Source organism: Shewanella sp. NIFS-20-20, from assembly GCF_019209865.1.
Classification (GTDB): domain Bacteria; phylum Pseudomonadota; class Gammaproteobacteria; order Enterobacterales; family Shewanellaceae; genus Shewanella.
This window is the reverse complement of record NZ_JAHUTT010000045.1, coordinates 14,573-32,707: the sequence shown is the minus strand read 5'-3', so window position 1 is coordinate 32,707 and position 18,135 is coordinate 14,573. Positions and strand designations below refer to the sequence as shown.

The following is an 18,135-nucleotide window of genomic DNA, read 5'->3' as shown; positions in this document are numbered from 1 at the left end:
AAATCACCGAATTTGCATGTTATGCGGACATCTTCGTTGAAGTCTCTTGCGAGACGTTTTAAATCGTTGTCGATTTAGCAACTACTGTGAATGTCCACATAGATTGTCTGATAAATTGTTAAAGAACGTGACCGTGATTCCTCACTGGTCAGGGCTGCGTATTCTACACATCCCGTTTTTAGCGTCAAGTTATTTTTAAAATTTTCTTCGCTGAAAATTTTGCTAACTCCTTAATGCCCAAGCCTTAGCTGGCTAATGCCTCTAACACTTGACTGACTCGTTACGCCTTGCGTTAAGCAGGTTTGCCGTGTCAGTGGAGGCGCATTATAGGGAAGCTATTTCTAAGCGCAACCCTTTTTCAATCAAACCCGCTCAAGCGCTCACCTTTGCATCAGTTTGCGCACTTAAACAGCACTTTCTGACGCTAATCGCGCTTTCTGAGAAGAATAAGGCTTACAATATGGGAGATTAATGCCATCAAAAGCAGTTAAACGCTAAAAATGACTGAAAATGACTGAAAAAACACCAACACTCTGGTTTATTTTCATACATTTTATTAAGATAGGCAGGTTATTAACAGAATTTTTATTTCTTCTTCACTTAATCAGAGATTTTTTTATGTCTAAGTCATTACTTCTGACTGTTATCGTCGCAGTAATAGGTGCTGTTGTCTTTTATCAATTCCTGCCAACAGTCAATCCTGCGATAGCCTTTGTTATTGGCGTAATGTTAGCTGCCCTTATCGTTAATATAAATTCTGCTCCACAAGCCGTAAGCAATGAAAACTACAATGGCCCAACCATGACTCTCTATATAGGTAATTTACCTTATAAAGTTAGAGAGTCTGAAGTTGAAGAGTTGTTTAATCAACATGGACCTGTCATCAGTGTCCGTTTAGTTCGGGATCGTAAGACTGGACGCCGCAAAGGTTTTGGTTTTGTCGAAATGTCAGAAAAAGGGGCTAAGTCGGCCATGAAGACATTAAATGATGCGTTATTCCAGGAACGTACAATTAAGGTCAGAGAAGCTAAGACTCAGGATTCTGATTCAGACAAATCTGAACAAGCATGATAGGAAGCCAACTTGGTGAAGCCTTGTTGCATTAAGCCTTGATACAAGCCCGGACTGATTTGCTCTGTCGTATATATGCCAATCAGTTCAGCTTGTCCTTCCCCCACCTTCTGCTCACACAGTAAACTTTGCACTCGTCGTGCGACAGCCTCTCCTGAATCAAGCAACACCACAGCATCACCCAATACCTGTGATATCTCGTCTTTTAATAACGGGAAATGAGTACAACCTAATACTAAGGTATCAAGTTTATCAGCTTTGATGGGGGCCAATATCTGCTGTAATTGTTCAAGCTCAATCACATGACCCGCTAATTTCCTCTCAGCAATCATCACCAATTCTGAAGAACCATATAAGCTCACATGACAATCAGGCGCAAATTGATCTATCAATTGTTGGGTGTAAGTCCGCTTAATCGTGCCCGGTGTGGCCAATAAGCCTATGCGTCCATGGGCACTGATATTGGCTGCCGGCTTAATGGCTGGTACAACGCCGACGACAGGGATAGATAGTTTTTGACGTAAAGGGGGTAATACTAAGGTGCTAGCTGTGTTGCAAGCGACCACCACCAATTTGGCATCACTTAATTCAACTTGCTGACAAATTAATGCCACGCAGCCATCGATTAACACTTGTTCAGCCAATTCCCCATAGGGTAAGCGCGCATTATCAAACAAATACAGATAATCAGCTGCTGGTATTAGTCGTTTGATTTCTGCTAGCACAGACAAACCGCCAATACCTGAATCAAAAACTAAAATAGGCTGAGACAATGTGGGTTCCAGAAGTAGCAACAGTGCAGGGATTTTCCCACAGCAAGTCATAAAGCGCAAAAGCTGATACTGGACAAGTTCGCCATCTAGTATAATATTTGCGCCCCAATATAATGCCAATGGTACCACAGCTATGAATTTTGCAGCGTTAGATCCCGCCAGTTATCAAACTCAACTCGATCAAAAGATCCAGCAACTGACAGCAGATTTTGCAGAATTCTGTCCACCTCAGGTACAAGCCTTTGCATCCGCACCGATGCATTATCGTATGCGCGCCGAATTTCGTGTCTGGCACGAGGGTGACGATCTTTTCTACTATATGTTTGATAATGAAACGCAACAGAAGGTTCGCTGTGATCAATTTCTGCCTGCGAGTAAACTAATCAATGACATGATGTTGGCATTGATGGCTGAATTGCGCCCCAATCCGATATTACGCCATAAGCTTTTCCAGGTTGATTTCTTATCGACGGTCAGTGGTGAGATCTTAGTGTCATTGCTTTACCACCGCCAATTAGATGCTGAATGGCAACAGCAGGCCGTCGCCTTAAAGCAACGGTTATCAACAAGCTTTAACGTTGATTTTATTGGTCGCGCTCGCAAGCAAAAGATTGTTCTCGACCGCGATTTTGTGGTGGAGTCGTTAGCGGTTAATGGCAAAACCCTGCAATACAAACAAATTGAGAACAGCTTCACGCAACCCAATGCCGGTGTGTCAGTGCACATGCTGGAATGGGCCATCGACGTGACTAAAAATAGCCAAGGTGATTTATTGGAGCTCTATTGCGGTAATGGTAATTTTTCGATTGCATTAGCGCCCAACTTTAATCGGGTCTTGGCGACTGAACTTGCAAAACCCTCAGTCGACTCAGCCCAGTACAATATTGCCATCAATCATATCGACAATCTGCAAATCATTCGTATGTCTGCGGAAGACTTCAGCGAAGCCATGAATCACGGTCGTCAATTTACCCGCTTAAAAGATATCGACCTGAAAAGTTACCAATGCAATACCATTTTCGTCGACCCACCTCGTGCTGGGCTCGATCCTGACACGGTTGCTTTAGTGCAAGGTTATGAGCGCATCATGTACATCTCATGCAATCCCGACACGCTCAAAGAAAACCTTAAAGTACTGACGCAAACCCATGAAATTAAGCAGTTTGCTTTATTTGATCAGTTCCCTTACACCCATCATAAAGAGTGTGGCGTGTTATTAGAGCGAAAATAAGTAGTAACAATAAAGGAGCCATAAGGCTCCTTTTTAGATCACGCTAGCCGTCAGCTTGTGCTGTAACATCTCAGCACCTTTAGCCACCATACGCAATTGCATCACCAATTGTTCAGCCAAGATTTTACGCTCAATTCGCTTCATATCTAATGCCGAGGCGCCGGCGTTAAAGACTAACGTCACCAATGCCTCTGCCTGAGCTCGAGCAAGATCAGGCGCACGGCCGGTCGAAGCTTCAATATAATGAGTCAACTCTGAAATGAAATGTTCGATTTCTCGAGCCACTGCAGCACGAAATGCGGCAGACGTGCCAGAACGCTCATGGAGCAGGATACGGAAAACGTTAGGGTTGGAATCCAGCACTTCCATAAAGGTTTCCACAGAAATCCGAATAACACTACCGCCAGCTTCTGCTCGTTGACGCCCCTTACGCATCATTTGACGCAAGGTTAGCCCCCCTTCATCAACCATGGTCAGACCCAACTCATTCATATCTTTAAAATGTCGATAAAAAGAGGTCGGTGCAATGTTGGCTTCTCGGGCAACTTCTCGCAAACTCAGACTAGAAAAGCTGCGTTCAGCACTCAATTGATTAAATGCCGCATCCACTAAAGCTCTACGCGTTTTCTCTTTTTGTTGCGCGCGGATACCCATGTCGATTTCCATAATGATAAAGATTTCACGAATAATACCGTTTTTATTCAGGAAACACAGCCCTTAAGCTTGACCAAAAAATAATCCAAGGCTAAATTAGCTTACAGATGTACGCTCATTTGAAATGGAAGCACTGATGCGCAAACCCTCGCTAATTTGGACAAATATTCTCATATTCTCAATCACTTTTACTATTGCTTGTCTCTTTGTACCTTGGCGAGCAATCGTTCATGGATTCGATGGTGTTGAGTGGCTCGCGTTTGTATTACTCGCTTTTTATAGCGGATTATCAATCACAGCCGGTTATCACAGACTCTGGTCACATAAAGCCTATAAAGCACACGCTAGCGTCAGGTTCTTTTATGCCTTAGGTGGCGCGTTAGCGTTGCAAAATAGCGCCTTGCATTGGAGCAGCGACCATCGTATTCATCATAAGCATGTCGATGATAATGATAAGGACCCCTACTCTGCCAAGATGGGATTTTGGTACAGTCACATCGGTTGGATGCTGCGTGAATATCAGAGTCAACGCTATCATGATTATAAAAATGTTCGTGATTTACAAAACGATCCCATTGTCATGTGGCAGCACAAACATTACGTCAGCCTGTTATTGATCATGAATCTTGGTTTACCGATATTTTTAGGTTGGCTCAATGGTGATATTTTGTCGATGTTGTTGCTCGCTGGCTTCTTACGGCTGGTCGTTGTGCATCACTGCACCTTCTTCATTAATTCCTTAGCCCATATTTGGGGCTCGCAGCCTTACACCGATAAAAATACCGCCCGTGATAATGGTTTCTTAGCCCTACTTACTTACGGTGAGGGTTACCATAATTTTCACCATATTTTCGAGTATGACTATCGCAACGGTATTCATTGGTGGCAATTCGATCCAACTAAATGGCTGATTAAATTACTGTTTTACCTCAATCTTGCCCAAGATTTGCGCAAAGTGCCTCAGGAAAGAATTGAAACCGCCAAACTGCAAATGCAACTTAAACGCGCCCAAACCAAACTGGCGCACTTACCCAATGCAGAGGTGTGGATTGATAAGTTGCAGCATGAATATGACGAATTAAAACAAGAGCTTATCCTCTACTACCAAGCAAAGAAAGCCTTGCTTGATGCTAAACGCCAAGCAATTTGCCATCGCGATTTAAAACAGGAGGTGGCTCAGTTGCGTACCAATTTGGCCACCCGCTTTAAACATTGGCAACGCGTCACCCGCGAACTACCATTTGAAACATAAATAAATTTGCGCTAGTCAGCTTATTTTCACTGCTAAGTTGCATGACGCCTGTATCTGGCTATTATGTTCGACATACTATTCCGCTTACAGGTGTCAGCAATGGCAATTGATATCAAATTAACCGAATTTAGCCATGGTGCTGGTTGCGGCTGCAAAATTTCCCCAAAAGTACTCAGTACCATTCTCGGTTCGCAACTGCCTGAATTTAAAGATCCTAACTTATTAGTTGGTAATCAAAGTCGCGATGATGCCGCCGTTTATCGCTTAAACGAAGACACTGGCATCATTAGCACCACCGATTTTTTTATGCCGATTGTGGATGACCCATTCACCTTCGGTCGAATCGCCGCGACCAATGCCATCAGTGATATTTATGCCATGGGCGGCACTCCGATCATGGCGATTGCCATCCTCGGTTGGCCAGTGAATAAGCTGAGCGCTGAAGTGGCCCAGCAGGTGGTCGATGGTGGCCGTCAAGCCTGTGCCGATGCAGGAATTGTCCTGGCCGGCGGTCATAGCATTGATGCACCCGAGCCTATTTTTGGTTTGGCCGTGACCGGACAAATACCGCTTAGCGAGCTCAAGCAAAATGACACGGCGAAGGCTGGTGATTTATTGTATCTTACCAAGCCACTGGGTATCGGCATTTTAACCACAGCGCAAAAGCAGAAGAAATTAGCCGATGAACACCTGCACATTGCGCCTGATGCCATGTGCCAACTGAATAAAATTGGCGCTAAGGTGGCTAAGCTTAGCGGTGTCAACGCCATGACCGATGTCACCGGTTTTGGTTTAGCAGGCCATTTACTCGAAATGTGCCAAGGTGCCCAATTATCGGCACAATTGGCTTTCGACAAGCTTCCATTATTGGATCATGCCCGTCATTATCTTGATCTGGGTTGTGTGCCTGGCGGTACCTTAAGAAACTTTGACAGTTATGGCGAGCATTTACCCCCATTGACCCAAGACCAACAAGCCATTCTTTGTGATCCACAAACCAGCGGAGGCCTATTAATCGCGATTGCTCCAAGTCAAGCATCCGCGTTAGAAGCTATGTTGACGGAGGCGGGCCTTGCTATCCATCAAGTGGGTGCAATGACAACCAAAGGTCAGCACTGGCTGGAGCTTTGCTAATATGACAATGGAACCCATCCCAGCCTGTGAGTTCAACCGTATCTTTTTATCTGGCCATCCCATGATGGATACCAGAGCACCGATTGAATTTGCGAAAGGGGCCTTTCCAACGTCGGTGAACTTGCCACTCATGACGGATTCAGAGCGGCAAAAAGTCGGTACCTGCTACAAAGAACAAGGCCAAGAGGCCGCATTAGCACTGGGGCATCAGTTAGTCAGAGGCAAAACCAAGCAGCAACGAATTGATGCCTGGTTAGGGTTTATCAGTGCTCATCCTCCGGCCTACCTTTACTGTTTTCGAGGGGGATTACGATCACGCATCAGCCAACAATGGTTAGCAGATGCCGGCGTTAATATTGCGTATATCGAAGGTGGATATAAAGCCATGCGCCAGCATTTAATCAATGTGATTGATCATGCGCCAACACTGGGAATGATGCAGATAATCAGCGGTAGTACTGGTTGTGGCAAAACAGATTTCCTGCTCGAAAGAGCGGAGGCCGTTGATCTCGAGGGGATAGCCAACCATAGAGGCTCAAGTTTTGGTCGTAAACATGAACCACAGCCTAGCCAGATAAATTTTGAGAATCAATTGGCCGTCGCCTTACTCCATCATCAACAACAGCAGCATGCTCGCTTGTTACTGGAAGATGAAAGCTTTCTTATCGGCCGCTCTGCTTTACCAGTGAACTTCTACACTAAGATGCAGCAAGCCGATATTTTGGTACTTGAGGAGCCTTTAGAGCAACGACTGAATCGCTTACTCGATGAGTATGTCCATAAGATGTATAGCGGCTATGTGGAACGCCTCGGCATTGACACTGGCTTGCAAGCCTTTAGTGACTATTTGCACCAGAGTATTTCTGGGATCAAAAAACGTCTAGGTGGTAAATTGCATGATGAATTTCAGCAGCTTATTGATCAGGCGATCAAGCAACAAGTCTCGCAAAATGACACCGCAGGACATCTACGCTGGATTGCCTTATTGCTAGAAAAATACTATGACCCCATGTATAGCTATCAATTGGAAAATAAAACCCCGCGGATTAAATTCAAAGGCAGCCATGCCGACATGCATCAATGGCTAGATCAACCCGCCAACTAACCACAGCCCTCTACCGAGGGCTGTGTGACTATCGAGCCACTGAGGTATCAGTGGCTAACGCCACCTGGTGACGCCGACATAGCGCAATAGTGCATGGCGGTATCGCGGTTGCAGCAAGCAAAGCCAAATAAATACCCCCAGATTCATCGCCGCAACCATTGCCAACAATTGCGGAATCGAGCCATCAAAGACCTGTAACACTAGGATGGCGACAAGCGCGGATATGATCATAAGAATTGCATTGAAAATATTATTAATGGCAATCACTTGTGCTCGTTGCTCTGGCATAGATTCCGTTTGAATAAAGCTATATAAGGGCACGATATAAATGCCACCACTCACCCCGATCATCAAGAGATCACACAAGAGACGCCAATGGTGATCTTGACTCATAAATTGCACTAAGGTGATAGCTGGCAGCTCATGACTCACAGGCATATCCGGCATAGCCCAAGCAAAGTCCAGACCAAATAAAGTCATGCCCCCAAGTCCAAAGGCAATGATCCCCAGCTCGACTTTCGAGCGCGCTAAGCGCACCGATAAAAATGATCCGAGCCCAATTCCCACCGAGAATACGGCCAACAACAATGACACCACTGTCGGGTTAGCCCCCAACCACAAGCGGGTAAGGTTAGGAAATTGCGTTAAATATATCGCCCCTAAGAACCAGAACCAACTTATCGCTAAAATTGCAGCAAAGATAGCCTGATCCGCCTTCACATCTTTAAATACCTGCCAAAAACTAGCGGATTGTCGCTGCAAAGTTAAAGCTGGAATAGGCAAAATCCAGCGACTGGCTAGCCATCCTAATGCTGCTAACCCTATCACAATCGCACTCGCCAGCAGATTAGCATCCTGGCTCGCCATGATCACACCCGCGCCGATAGTACCTGCTAATATGGCAAGAAAAGTACCAACCTCGACCCAAGCATTGCCCTGCACCAATTCATCGGCGGCCAAGGTTTGCGGCAATAACGCGTATTTTACCGGGCCAAAGTAAGCCGACTGGGTTCCCATTAAAAATAAGAACGCCAGCATCATCAAATAGCTCTGGGTCATGATGGCGGCGGCGGCAGCTAACATCAACAACAGTTCGATAGTCTTGAGACGCCGAATGAGCCACGCCTTATCACAACGATCCGCTAACTGACCGGCATGGGCCGAGAACAATAAAAAAGGCAAGATAAACAGGGCAGCAGCTAAGTTGATAAAGAGGTCAGCCGGCATAGGCAACTCCGCCACACTGGCCCAAGCCACCATTAATAACAGAGTATTTTTGTAAACATTGTCATTCAAAGCCCCTAGGCTTTGAACGACAAAATAAGGCAAGAAACGCCGACTAAAAAACATTTACTCTCCTGCGGCGGCTCATTAGGCTGATAGCGCCAGCGCCATCACTATCCGAGGCTGGTTGGGCCCAAAGTACTCGGCATCAAAGGCGATATCAGCAAAGCCTTGTGCTTGATACAGTTGCCGAGCGCTATTGGTGGGTGACACGGTTAATAACACCCGCTCAACCCCCGATGGCGCCTTACGGATCCCAGCCTTTATCAACTGTTTTCCAACCCCTTGGCCTTGACTCTCGGTAGCCACGGCGAGGGATAAAATCCAGTAATCTTTGGGATCTGAGCCGCGCACTGCCAACTGATAGCCGAGGATCTTACCTTGGCAATTTTTAGCGACCATCAAGCCATCATGCCAGCAATCAAATGCTTGTCTAAAAAAGAAGTCTGGATACGAATGCTCACCAAAGACTTGTTGTTCAAGGGCAAAGACTTGCGCCAAATCTTGCTTGGTAGCAACGTCAAGGATAAATTCGCTCACCTACTGCTCCTGCATGATCTCATCCCAAGGTAAGGATGGCATGCCAACCACGATAAAGTTCGGGTTTTCCATGGTTTCTCGTTCGTTATAAGTCAGCGGTGATAAGCTAATATCCATGATTTGCCCGCCGGCCTCTTCCACAATAATTTGGGCCGCTCCAGTATCCCATTCGCCGGTAGGACCGATACGCACATAACAATCCGCACGCCCTTCAGCCACCAAACAGGCTTTGAGGGCCGCGCCCCCCATCACCACTAACTCGCAATGCTTAGGGTTAGCAAACAACTTAAGCACCGACTTAGGATCTTGGCGACGACTCACAGCCAATCGTAAATCGCTATCGCGGCCTGCGGTTAAGGTTTTGGCCTGGATACGAAGCTCTTGTTGGCCGGCGCGCTTATAAGCCCCGAGACCAGCAATGGCGTAATAACACACGTCGGTCATCGGCACATACACCACCCCCATGATGGGGCGATTGTGCTCAATCAGGGCAATGATCACCGAAAAATCATCACTGCCGGCAATAAATTCGCCTGTGCCATCTAAAGGGTCCACGAGCCAATATCTAGGCCAGTCACTCCGCACTGCAAACGGAATATCGGCATCTTCTTCAGAAATCACCGGTATCGTCGGCGTCAACTGTTGTAAGCTCGCTGTAATTAATGTGTGGGCGGCGATATCGGCGGAAGTCACAGGGGTATTGTCTTGCTTCAGTTCTTTTTCAAAATGACCATCGAGATAAATAGACTTGATCGTTTTGGCCGCATCCGCTGCGATAGCAATAACGGCCTCTATCAATTGTTCTGGCTGCATACTCACTCCAGATGCTAATGGCAACCACAAGAGCCATCAGCACAACTCAGAATAAAAATGTAATTTGTCGACCTTCGACAACCGGTATGACTAAAGTTTGAGATACTTCAGTGCTAAAAACAATGCGCTAACGCTTCTGGATTCAGTAAAATCAGGATCTTCGAGTAATTTTTCCCAATCCGCAAGTGCCCAAGGCTCAACCTCTATCGGTTCTGGCTCGTCCCCTTCCAATTGGCTTGGCGTCAAATCTTGGGCCAAAAAAATCTGCATCTTACTGGAGAAATAGCCAGGTGCCAGCGACAACTCTTTCAACAAGGTTAAGTGCGCGGCTTTGTAGCCAATTTCTTCTTGTAATTCACGATTGGCTGCGGTGATGCCATCCTCACCGGGATCGATCAAGCCTTTTGGAAAGCCTAATTCATAGTTATCAGTGCCGGCGGCATATTCTCTGGCGAGCAATAACTGTTCGCCCAGCATAGGCACCACCATCACGGCACCACGACTTGAACCGGCCATCCGCTCATAAACGCGCTCGACTTGATTGGAAAACTTAAGATGAACCTGTTCAATCTTGAACAAACGACTATGGGCAACCACTTGCCTATCTAAAATATCGGGCTTTTGCCTTGTGCTCATAGTGGCCTCAGATTAAAGGGGAAATTAAATATCTTTTGCCTTCTAATCTTACTATGCTGCTGTTATTGCACAACTGAAAATATCGACAAAGGGCAGTTATGTTTCCTTGGCAACAAATTGATACCGTCTTATTGGATATGGATGGCACCTTACTCGACCTCCATTTCGACAATTGCATTTGGCAGCAACTAGTCCCCCAGACCTTAAGCCTGCAACGCCAGATTTCATTGACCCAAGCGCAAGGGCAAGTGGAAGCTGCCTACCAGAAAGTGGCAGGTACGTTAGACTGGTATTGCTTGGATTATTGGCAACAGACCTTAGGGCTGGATATTATGGCACTGCATTATCGCCTCATTGAACGCATTCAAATGCGACAAGACAGCATGCCATTTTTATTGGCCTTAAAGCAGGCCGGCAAAAAACGCTTGTTATTGACCAATGCGCACCCCGATAATTTAGCGTTAAAGCTGGAACACACAGGGTTAGAGAGTCAATTAGATGGGCAACTGTCTAGCCATACCAGTGGCTATGCCAAAGAACGGCCAGAGTTTTGGCAGTTTGCCATTGACCATTTTGATCTCGTACCAGAGCGCTGTCTGTTTATCGACGATAGCCCCAGCATCTTAGCCGCAGCCAAGGCGGCTGGGATTGGTTTTCAATTGGGGATCAATAATCCTGACTCGCAAAAACCCCATCAAGTCATCACTGACTTTCCGGCGATCCACGACTACCAAGTTTTATTGCAGGACTTACTCATTAGTCATTCATCCTGAGGCCAAGGAACAGCCTTGGCCTCAGGACGATGCGATTATAGACCGGGCACTCGGCCATTAAATTTGAGAGGATAATAACCTTGGCTGTCGGGCTGGCCTAAAAAGGTCAGCGCCTTTTTAAGATCATCCGGCATGGTATTGGTTTCACGGATCTTAGCCGTCAATGCAACCTGCATCTGCTCACCGACGGTCGCGCTGCCAGACAAGCCCAAACCATTGGTGGTTTCATCAATATTAACCATCACTTGACCGTCAGTGCAACTCATTGCCAACTGCAATTGTCCGAGCGGATATTGGCCAAATTGATTATCAACCTGCAATCCAGAGGCAAAGGCTTTACCATCCAGCTGCGAGCACCAAGGGGCGCCTTGAGTAAAATCGGTGAGCAACACGGTCACCTCCCCCTGCGCTTTGGTTCGAAACGGTAAACGGCTATTGCCAATCAACCAAGCGACAGGCGCTTCAAACCTAACATCGCTCAAGGCCAAACCTGACATGCCATAAGCTACATTCGCTTTAGCATTAACCAGTGTGGCACGGCTTCCCACTTGAATATGAGCCGCGACCTTTCCGCTCAATAGTTGCAGCGGAGTCATCTGCCAGCGCAAGTCATCGAGCTGGCGCCCATCAATAGATAACTGATTGATTTTTCCTGACCAAATGCTACCGCTGATCCCAGATAAGGTGAGATTTTTAGGCAAGCTCACCCAAGAGATCGCCACACTAGCAGGTAAATATGCCAGCATAAAAACGCCATACAAGAGAACGAAAAATAGGACTTTCTTAACAACTTTCACTACGGTTTCCTTATTGCGACAGTTGGATCCTGCGAACCTGAACTATCCCGGGAGTATCGGTCTCACTCACGTCTAAGCTATCTAGCGATAACCCTTGTTCTTGGACTAACTTATCCAAAAAGCTGATGAGGGTATTAAAAGGCACATCATCCATCCACAGTTGGATCGAATTGCCCTGAGGCTGCATTCGACTAATTTCTAACTGATAATCATTGGCCGCCTTCGTCACTATGGTGCTGATACTACCGCGCCGAGTACTTTGTTGGCCACTTTGTCGCAAAGCGGTAATTTGATTCGCCGTCGTTTTGGCGTATAACAAATTCTGTTGTTGAACTTGTAAATCTTGCTCGGCATCACTCAAGGCGTTAGTGATTGGGCTCCAAATTCCCCAATAACCTACCCCGATGATGATCACCACCACGGCGGCTGCCACCATTTGCCGTTCGCGTTGTGCCAGTGACTGCCACCAACTCTTCAAGGTCTGTTCCATTAAATACTCCTCAAGATCAGCGTACTATTAACTGATTGCTCGGCACTATTCATGGCTCCGGCCTCCACCTTAAAATCTTTGCTGGCTAACTCGCGAAACTTTTCTATCTGCTCAAAACTGTCCGCCGTGACTTGCAAGCGTAATTCACTGCGCTGGCTATCGAAGCGCAAGCCATTGGGTTTTAATGACGGCACCGCTTTAAAGACCGGCTCCAATTCAGCCAACATCACAAATAATTGACCACCACTGCCCTGGCCTTGTAGCTTACGCAGCTCAGCACCCAGCTGATTACGTAAATTAACGATCCGGCGACTGCCCGGTACCATGGTGGTAAAAATCGACTGCACTTGTTGTTGTACCACTTGGGTTTCTTGATTAATGCGATAAATGGCAACCCCTTTATCCACCAAGGACAAGACCAAGGCCAGCAGCACTAAGGCCGCGACCGGTAACCACGGCCGTAACGCCGCAGAATAGTGTTTTTTGGGTTGATAATGGCCACTTAATAAATTTCCCTTGGCCGAGCTGATACCGGATACCAGCACCTGCATTGGCAACTCTAACGGCTGCATGCGGATATCCGTGGCGGGTAAATCCATCTCGGTAAAACAAGCAACCACCGGCGGCGTCGGCAAGGTTGCCGTTAATTGTGTTAATGCCAGTAGTAACCATGATTTAGGCAGCAAATACCCTAAACCACCGTTAAGACGCAGCATAATATCGTCATCAAAGGCCATGGCGCTCCAGTCACAGCCATCAACCGCGGGTAAACATAAACAATCTGCCAGCATGACGCTTGGGGTGATTTGCGCGTCTGCTAACCACGCCAGCCAAGCTTGCATTTGTTGATGGCTCACGGCAATAACCCCGAGCAAATCACCATCGCGCTCGGATGGTACAAAATGCATGTCATCGACATTGCCAGCCAAATTTTCTTCCAGCATAAAGGGTAAGGCCTTTAATGCCTGACGCTGACCTTTTACCGGCAAATTGACCTGAGTCAGGGTTAAGCCCGCCGAGGACACTAAGACATCGACAGGACGATTGGCGGCGTGTTCGCTTAAAGTGGCTAACTCTGATGGTTTTGCCAAAACACCAGATGCGATGACGTCATTAGTCGCAGCCGACCAAATTAACCAACTGCAAGGGCTCGCATCATCTATGCCTAGACGTATTATCAGGCGTTCACTCACGTTTATTCTCCACTCCAGCATCTATGCAGGATTGTTATTTTTGTCCACCAAATTGACGGGCTACGACCGCCATCTTATTTCCGCTTTGCCGCTTAAGGACGCTATCCATCAAAAATACCGCATTATCCACTTTCGCCCCAGCCTGCAGAAAGAAGTACTGGCTATCGACCACTATGCTCGACTTCATTACCTCATCTTGCTGCAGATTGGCCAAGGAGCCAATTTCCCAGAAATCCGTGATTTTTTCAAAACCACTCATTGGGCGTTGGCTGAGAATACTCTCCGCCTCACCAACAGAAATTTTATTCTCAAACATGGCGGCCAACAGCGCCGCCTGCTCTTGCTCTAAGGTATTGATATTCAGCAATTGCCTATCATCCCCAGGGATGGCGCACACATAAGGCTGTAATTTTTGGTACACATCTTGGGTAAAGCCAATCACGGCGCGTAACTCACTACGATGTTGCAATAAGTTATTGGCCGCGCGATACGGCATCGTTCTGGCTTCATATTCCGCATCTTCCGCGCCATAAGGGCTGGTGACGTCATCGGCGTCCACATAATCTTTGAGATTATGACTCAAACGCTCGGCACTATAATCATCCATCCCCAATGCAACCAATAAGGCCTGAAACTGCCGAGTTGGCAATGGCATTTTTGGAACACCGTTTTCAGTATCCGCACTTTTTTGAGATAAGGCATTCAAGTTAAAGCATGAGCGCATGTCGGTGATCTTACCCGAGATCTCACCATACTCCGCTGGAAAAACCACATCGGCCAATGCCCAATATTGCTGTAAATGGACCGTGCCATCACTATCATCTAAATCTTGCTTCAATACTTTCTTAACTAATTGCTCCGCACTCATCGCATACCAGTAAGCTTGATCATACTGAGCTAAATTCAATGTTCGCCGCACTTCTAACTGATTACGCGAAGTGATCTCTGTGGCCAACAAGGCAATAATGGCAACAATAAGTAACACCACCAACAGGGCTACGCCGGACTCACGCCGAGGAGATTTCAACCTCATGTGCCATTATCCCCCTGCCCAGTGTCATCGCCGCCAGTACCGTTCTGGTCGTCATCCTTGTTATCGGTATCATCACCGCCGTTACTATTACCATCATCGTTATTGTTATTCTTCACTAACGAATTCTCGGGCAATAGAAATTTACGTTCAATCATACCGAACCCTTCTTGCTCCACTTTCATGGCGATGGCTAAGGGCATCTGAGTGCCATCGATTTTTGTTTGCCAACTATCATTGACAAAAAAGGCATAATTCACGGCTAAGACGTTATCCATTAACACTGTTTTTACTGGCTCAGCCCCAATATCAGGGTCTGGATAAGGAAAATGCCAGCGCTCTAAACGGTCTTCAATCAGCACATAAGCAATGGCCTGAACACTGCCTCGCGGCAATAAGCCATCGGGGTTTAACCAACCGATGCGATAAAACATGATCGCTTCGTCATCTGAATCCAGTAAGCCTGAACCCGATTGCAATACCACATTGCTGGCAGCGCCATCGGCGCCCCTTGGGGTTCTTGGAACCATTTGTTGCAGATCGCGGGTAATGGCACCAAATCCCAGCTGTAATTCTTGCAAGTGCTTGGCAAAATCACGGGTTACTTCATCATTCTTTATCACCGCCTGCAACACACTATTCGCCGCCAAGCCCAGCATGGCAAAAATCGCGATGGCGATCAGCATCTCCAATAAGGTAAAGCCTCTCAGACTGCGCTTATTGGTCTGGATTCGTGACATAACTACTCACTTGTGCATGCACCCTATCAAACCGGCGGTCATCACTCACACTGATGCGGATCATTCTAAAATTATCATCGGTGGTTTTGACGATTTCACGGCGCCAATACCATTCTTTGCCGGCCAACTCTTCACTGCCTTCTTTCTTGCCTATGGGCAAAAAGCCGGGCTCTAGTCGCGCGTCGACCATTTGATTGTCTGCCACCCATTGTGCGAGTGTGCGCTCTTCTAAAATCGGCATGTTAGCCATTAAATCACCAAGGCTCTTAGTAATCGCCAGTGCCGCGACCGCAAAGATCCCCAGCGCGACCATCACCTCTAGCAAGGTCATGCCTTTATTAAATTTCATCAAAAGGCTCCCGGCTCAGGCGACCCAAGCTATCAGCAAATACTTTAGCTTCTAGTGGTTGCCCTTTATCGTCGCGCACGGCAAAAATCAGTTCAAACGCTGTGACCTCGCCGCTTGGGAAGAGTAAAATTTGTGGCTCTGGGAGTTTTTTATCTTGGGTAAAGCCAACATCGGCCTCTTCAAAAGGGTCATCAAACCAGGATTCATCTTGCTCATCATCTTGAATTAATGGCATGCCTTCAACAATGACATCGAGGCGAGTTGGGTACTCAAGTTCGCGCTTGGCCAGCAATCTGTCCTGCGCTAATGCTTGCCATTTATCTTCTTTAAAGAGCACAAACTCATAGCTATCAGGCTCGATCACTACCCCAACAAACTGACCATTCAAAATCGCCTCATCTAACACGACTCGCACCGCGGTCATAAACTGATTGGCACTTTTATCCAGCTGTTGCTGTGGTCCATTATTGCCAATAGATAAGGTCACTGCCGTGGCCGCGATCCCCATTAAGAGGACCACGAGCAACACTTCAAGTAAGGTAAATCCCCGTTGACGATTGGTTCGCATCACTGGAAGTTCTGTAGATTCCAGTTACCTATATCGTCTTCGGTGCCGGCTTGGCCATCGGGACCCACACTGAACACATCAATCTTGCCATTCTCGCCAGGACTTAAAATTAAGTAGTCATTACGCCAAGGATCCTGCGGTAAACGTTTGATGTAACCATCGGTCCGATAATTACGCGGCTCAGGTGAACCACTCGGTTTCTGAATTAACGCTTCCAGTCCCTGTTCGGTCGTGGGGTAAATGCCATTATCTAGCTTGTACATGTCTAGCGTGTTTTCAAGGGCAACGATATCAGACACCGCTTTCTGTTGATCCGCTTTTTCTTTGTTACCCATTAAGTTAGGCACTACCATCGATGCCAGAATACCCAAAATCACAATCACCACCATGACTTCAAGTAAGGTAAAACCTTGTTGTTTTCTGTTCTTTTGCATCTATTACTTCTCCAAAAAAATGGCCCTATCGGCCGACGATATCATTAACCACTAATCATATTGTTCAGCGCCAATATGGGCTGCAAGATAGCTAATACAATAAAGAGCACCACCGCCGCCATAGACACCACGAGCATGGGCTCAAAGACACCCAAGGCAATGTTCACATTTGCCTCAAATTCGTTATCTTGATTATCTGCCGCGCGCTCAAGCATTTGCTCTAACTGGCCACTTTTTTCACCGGAAGCGATCATATACAGCATCATGGGCGGAAACAGTTTAGTGTTACCCAGTGCTGCGCCCAAGCTGGTGCCTTCACGCACTCTCGCCGTCGCCTCTTCCACCGCTTCACGCACTCGCACATTCTGCAGCACATCACAAGCAATCCGCATCCCTTCAAGCAAGGGCACTGAACTGGCCGATAAAATACTTAAGGTTCGCGCAAAACGGGCGGTATTCAACCCCTTAGTCACTTTGCCTACCACTGGCATTTTTAACAGGGTGCGATGGTACTTCATTTTTAACTGTGGGCGTTGCAACAGGCGTTGCATCAACACCGCAAATATCAGCACGAAGCCCAGCAAGAATACGCCGTAATTCTGAACAAAATCAGAGGCTGAAATTAAAATTCGGGTCGCCGTAGGCAACTCTTGCCCCATGTGCTCAAACTGACCAACCACTTCTGGCACCACGGCCACCAATAGAATGGAAATCACCCCGATGGCCACTAAGGTTAAGGTGATGGGATAAATCATGGCTTGCGTCAATTTAGATTTAAGTTGTTGGCGGCGTTCGGTGTAATCTGCCAAGCGATTCAGTACCACTTCTAAATGACCCGATTTTTCCCCTGAAGCCACCATGGCCCGATAAAGATCATCAAACACATGGGGAAACTCGGCCATAGAATCGGCTAACGAATAGCCTTCTACGACCCGCGATCGTACCGCCATGACTAAGCTTGCCAATCGCGCCTTTTCGCACTGTTGGCCAACGGCTTTCAGCGACTCTTCAATGGGGATCCCGGCAGCCACTAAGGTCGCAATTTGACGAGTGATCAGCGCTAATTCGGCCACCGAGACTTTTTGCTTGAAAAAGCTAAATCCTTGATGATTTTTGGCCTCTTTCGTGGTCACCGGTTGAATATCTAGCGGCATCAACTGTTGCTCACGCAACTGACTACGAGCATGACGCGCGCTATCGGCCTCAATCACCCCTTTTTTCTGGGCGCCTTGCTTAGTTAACGCCTTGTATTCAAATGCCGCCACCTT

21 protein-coding genes are annotated in these 18,135 nt (G+C 47.0%); 6 read left to right on the top strand and 15 right to left on the bottom strand.

Going from position 1 to position 18,135, the window contains the following annotated elements; genetic code table 11:
* Positions 1-618: 618 nt before the first annotated feature.
* Entirely contained in the window at positions 619-1,071 is a 453-nt protein-coding gene (locus KU855_RS13765) for an RNA-binding protein (RefSeq protein ID WP_218530857.1), read from the top strand.
* Here the strand turns inward: KU855_RS13765 and murI are convergent.
* Positions 1,035-1,844, bottom strand: a complete 810-nt coding sequence (gene murI / locus KU855_RS13760; protein ID WP_218530854.1) for a glutamate racemase — start codon at positions 1,842-1,844, stop codon at positions 1,035-1,037. The genes KU855_RS13765 and murI overlap by 37 nt on opposite strands.
* Before the next feature lie 133 nt (positions 1,845-1,977).
* Between murI and trmA the strand changes: the two genes are divergently transcribed.
* A complete protein-coding gene (trmA, locus tag KU855_RS13755) occupies positions 1,978-3,075 on the top strand; it encodes a tRNA (uridine(54)-C5)-methyltransferase TrmA (RefSeq protein WP_218530853.1) in 1,098 nt (365 codons plus the stop codon).
* 33 nt (positions 3,076-3,108) lie between these two features.
* Here the strand turns inward: trmA and fabR are convergent, their stop codons facing one another.
* The gene (gene fabR / locus KU855_RS13750) at positions 3,109-3,729 is read right to left on the bottom strand and encodes an HTH-type transcriptional repressor FabR (RefSeq protein WP_218530852.1); all 621 of its coding nucleotides are present in this window, start codon (positions 3,727-3,729) and stop codon (positions 3,109-3,111) included.
* A gap of 136 nt (positions 3,730-3,865) precedes the next feature.
* Here fabR and KU855_RS13745 point away from each other — a divergent pair, with 136 nt between their 5' ends.
* The 3 genes from KU855_RS13745 to mnmH all read left to right on the top strand — a co-directional run bounded on the left by KU855_RS13745 (position 3,866) and on the right by mnmH (position 7,220).
* Entirely contained in the window at positions 3,866-4,981 is a 1,116-nt protein-coding gene (locus tag KU855_RS13745) for a fatty acid desaturase (protein WP_218530851.1), read from the top strand.
* A 99-nt stretch (positions 4,982-5,080) separates the two neighbouring features.
* Complete coding sequence (gene selD / locus KU855_RS13740) at positions 5,081-6,115, top strand: selenide, water dikinase SelD (RefSeq protein ID WP_218530850.1); 1,035 nt, start codon at positions 5,081-5,083, stop codon at positions 6,113-6,115.
* 1 nt (position 6,116) lies between these two features.
* Positions 6,117-7,220, top strand: a complete 1,104-nt coding sequence (gene mnmH, locus KU855_RS13735; protein ID WP_218530849.1) for a tRNA 2-selenouridine(34) synthase MnmH — start codon at positions 6,117-6,119, stop codon at positions 7,218-7,220.
* Between the two features lie 54 nt (positions 7,221-7,274).
* Here the strand turns inward: mnmH and KU855_RS13730 are convergent, their stop codons facing one another.
* From KU855_RS13730 to nudE, 4 genes are all read right to left on the bottom strand, one after another.
* Positions 7,275-8,570, bottom strand: a complete 1,296-nt coding sequence (locus KU855_RS13730) for an MFS transporter (protein ID WP_218530848.1) — start codon at positions 8,568-8,570, stop codon at positions 7,275-7,277.
* A gap of 21 nt (positions 8,571-8,591) precedes the next feature.
* On the bottom strand, positions 8,592-9,044 hold the full coding sequence (locus KU855_RS13725; protein ID WP_371316363.1) for a GNAT family N-acetyltransferase: 453 nt from the start codon (positions 9,042-9,044) through the stop codon (positions 8,592-8,594).
* Complete coding sequence (gene cysQ / locus KU855_RS13720) at positions 9,045-9,857, bottom strand: 3'(2'),5'-bisphosphate nucleotidase CysQ (protein WP_218530847.1); 813 nt, start codon at positions 9,855-9,857, stop codon at positions 9,045-9,047.
* Positions 9,858-9,947: 90 nt separating this feature from the next.
* Positions 9,948-10,493 carry an ADP compounds hydrolase NudE gene (gene nudE, locus KU855_RS13715; RefSeq protein ID WP_218530846.1) on the bottom strand — a complete coding sequence of 182 codons (546 nt, stop codon included), beginning with the start codon at positions 10,491-10,493 and terminating at the stop codon, positions 9,948-9,950.
* A 98-nt stretch (positions 10,494-10,591) separates the two neighbouring features.
* Here nudE and yrfG point away from each other — a divergent pair, with 98 nt between their 5' ends.
* Entirely contained in the window at positions 10,592-11,266 is a 675-nt protein-coding gene (yrfG, locus tag KU855_RS13710; RefSeq protein WP_218530845.1) for a GMP/IMP nucleotidase, read from the top strand.
* Positions 11,267-11,301: 35 nt separating this feature from the next.
* Here the strand turns inward: yrfG and KU855_RS13705 are convergent, their stop codons facing one another.
* Genes KU855_RS13705 through gspF form a run of 9 tightly spaced genes read right to left on the bottom strand, consistent with a single transcriptional unit; the run spans position 11,302 to position 18,132 of the window.
* Positions 11,302-12,063, bottom strand: coding sequence for a type II secretion system protein N (locus KU855_RS13705; protein ID WP_218530844.1), 762 nt, complete (start codon positions 12,061-12,063; stop codon positions 11,302-11,304).
* A gap of 10 nt (positions 12,064-12,073) precedes the next feature.
* Positions 12,074-12,553, bottom strand: a complete 480-nt coding sequence (locus KU855_RS13700; protein ID WP_218530843.1) for a type II secretion system protein M — start codon at positions 12,551-12,553, stop codon at positions 12,074-12,076.
* Positions 12,553-13,746, bottom strand: coding sequence for a type II secretion system protein GspL (gene gspL, locus KU855_RS13695; RefSeq protein WP_218530842.1), 1,194 nt, complete (start codon positions 13,744-13,746; stop codon positions 12,553-12,555). The genes KU855_RS13700 and gspL overlap by 1 nt, the downstream gene beginning before the upstream one ends.
* A 34-nt stretch (positions 13,747-13,780) precedes the next feature.
* On the bottom strand, positions 13,781-14,779 hold the full coding sequence (gene gspK, locus KU855_RS13690; protein ID WP_218530841.1) for a type II secretion system minor pseudopilin GspK: 999 nt from the start codon (positions 14,777-14,779) through the stop codon (positions 13,781-13,783).
* The gene (gspJ, locus tag KU855_RS13685) at positions 14,776-15,516 is read right to left on the bottom strand and encodes a type II secretion system minor pseudopilin GspJ (protein WP_218530840.1); all 741 of its coding nucleotides are present in this window, start codon (positions 15,514-15,516) and stop codon (positions 14,776-14,778) included. The genes gspK and gspJ overlap by 4 nt, the downstream gene beginning before the upstream one ends.
* On the bottom strand, positions 15,494-15,865 hold the full coding sequence (gene gspI / locus KU855_RS13680) for a type II secretion system minor pseudopilin GspI (RefSeq protein ID WP_218530839.1): 372 nt from the start codon (positions 15,863-15,865) through the stop codon (positions 15,494-15,496). Before gspI ends, gspJ begins: the two co-directional genes overlap by 23 nt.
* Positions 15,855-16,433: a type II secretion system minor pseudopilin GspH gene (gspH, locus tag KU855_RS13675; protein ID WP_218530855.1), complete on the bottom strand. Its 579-nt coding sequence runs from the start codon at positions 16,431-16,433 to the stop codon at positions 15,855-15,857. Before gspH ends, gspI begins: the two co-directional genes overlap by 11 nt.
* Complete coding sequence (gspG, locus tag KU855_RS13670) at positions 16,433-16,867, bottom strand: type II secretion system major pseudopilin GspG (protein WP_218530838.1); 435 nt, start codon at positions 16,865-16,867, stop codon at positions 16,433-16,435. Before gspG ends, gspH begins: the two co-directional genes overlap by 1 nt.
* Before the next feature lie 44 nt (positions 16,868-16,911).
* Positions 16,912-18,132: a type II secretion system inner membrane protein GspF gene (gene gspF, locus KU855_RS13665; protein ID WP_218530837.1), complete on the bottom strand. Its 1,221-nt coding sequence runs from the start codon at positions 18,130-18,132 to the stop codon at positions 16,912-16,914.
* Between the last annotated feature and the right edge of the window lie 3 nt (positions 18,133-18,135).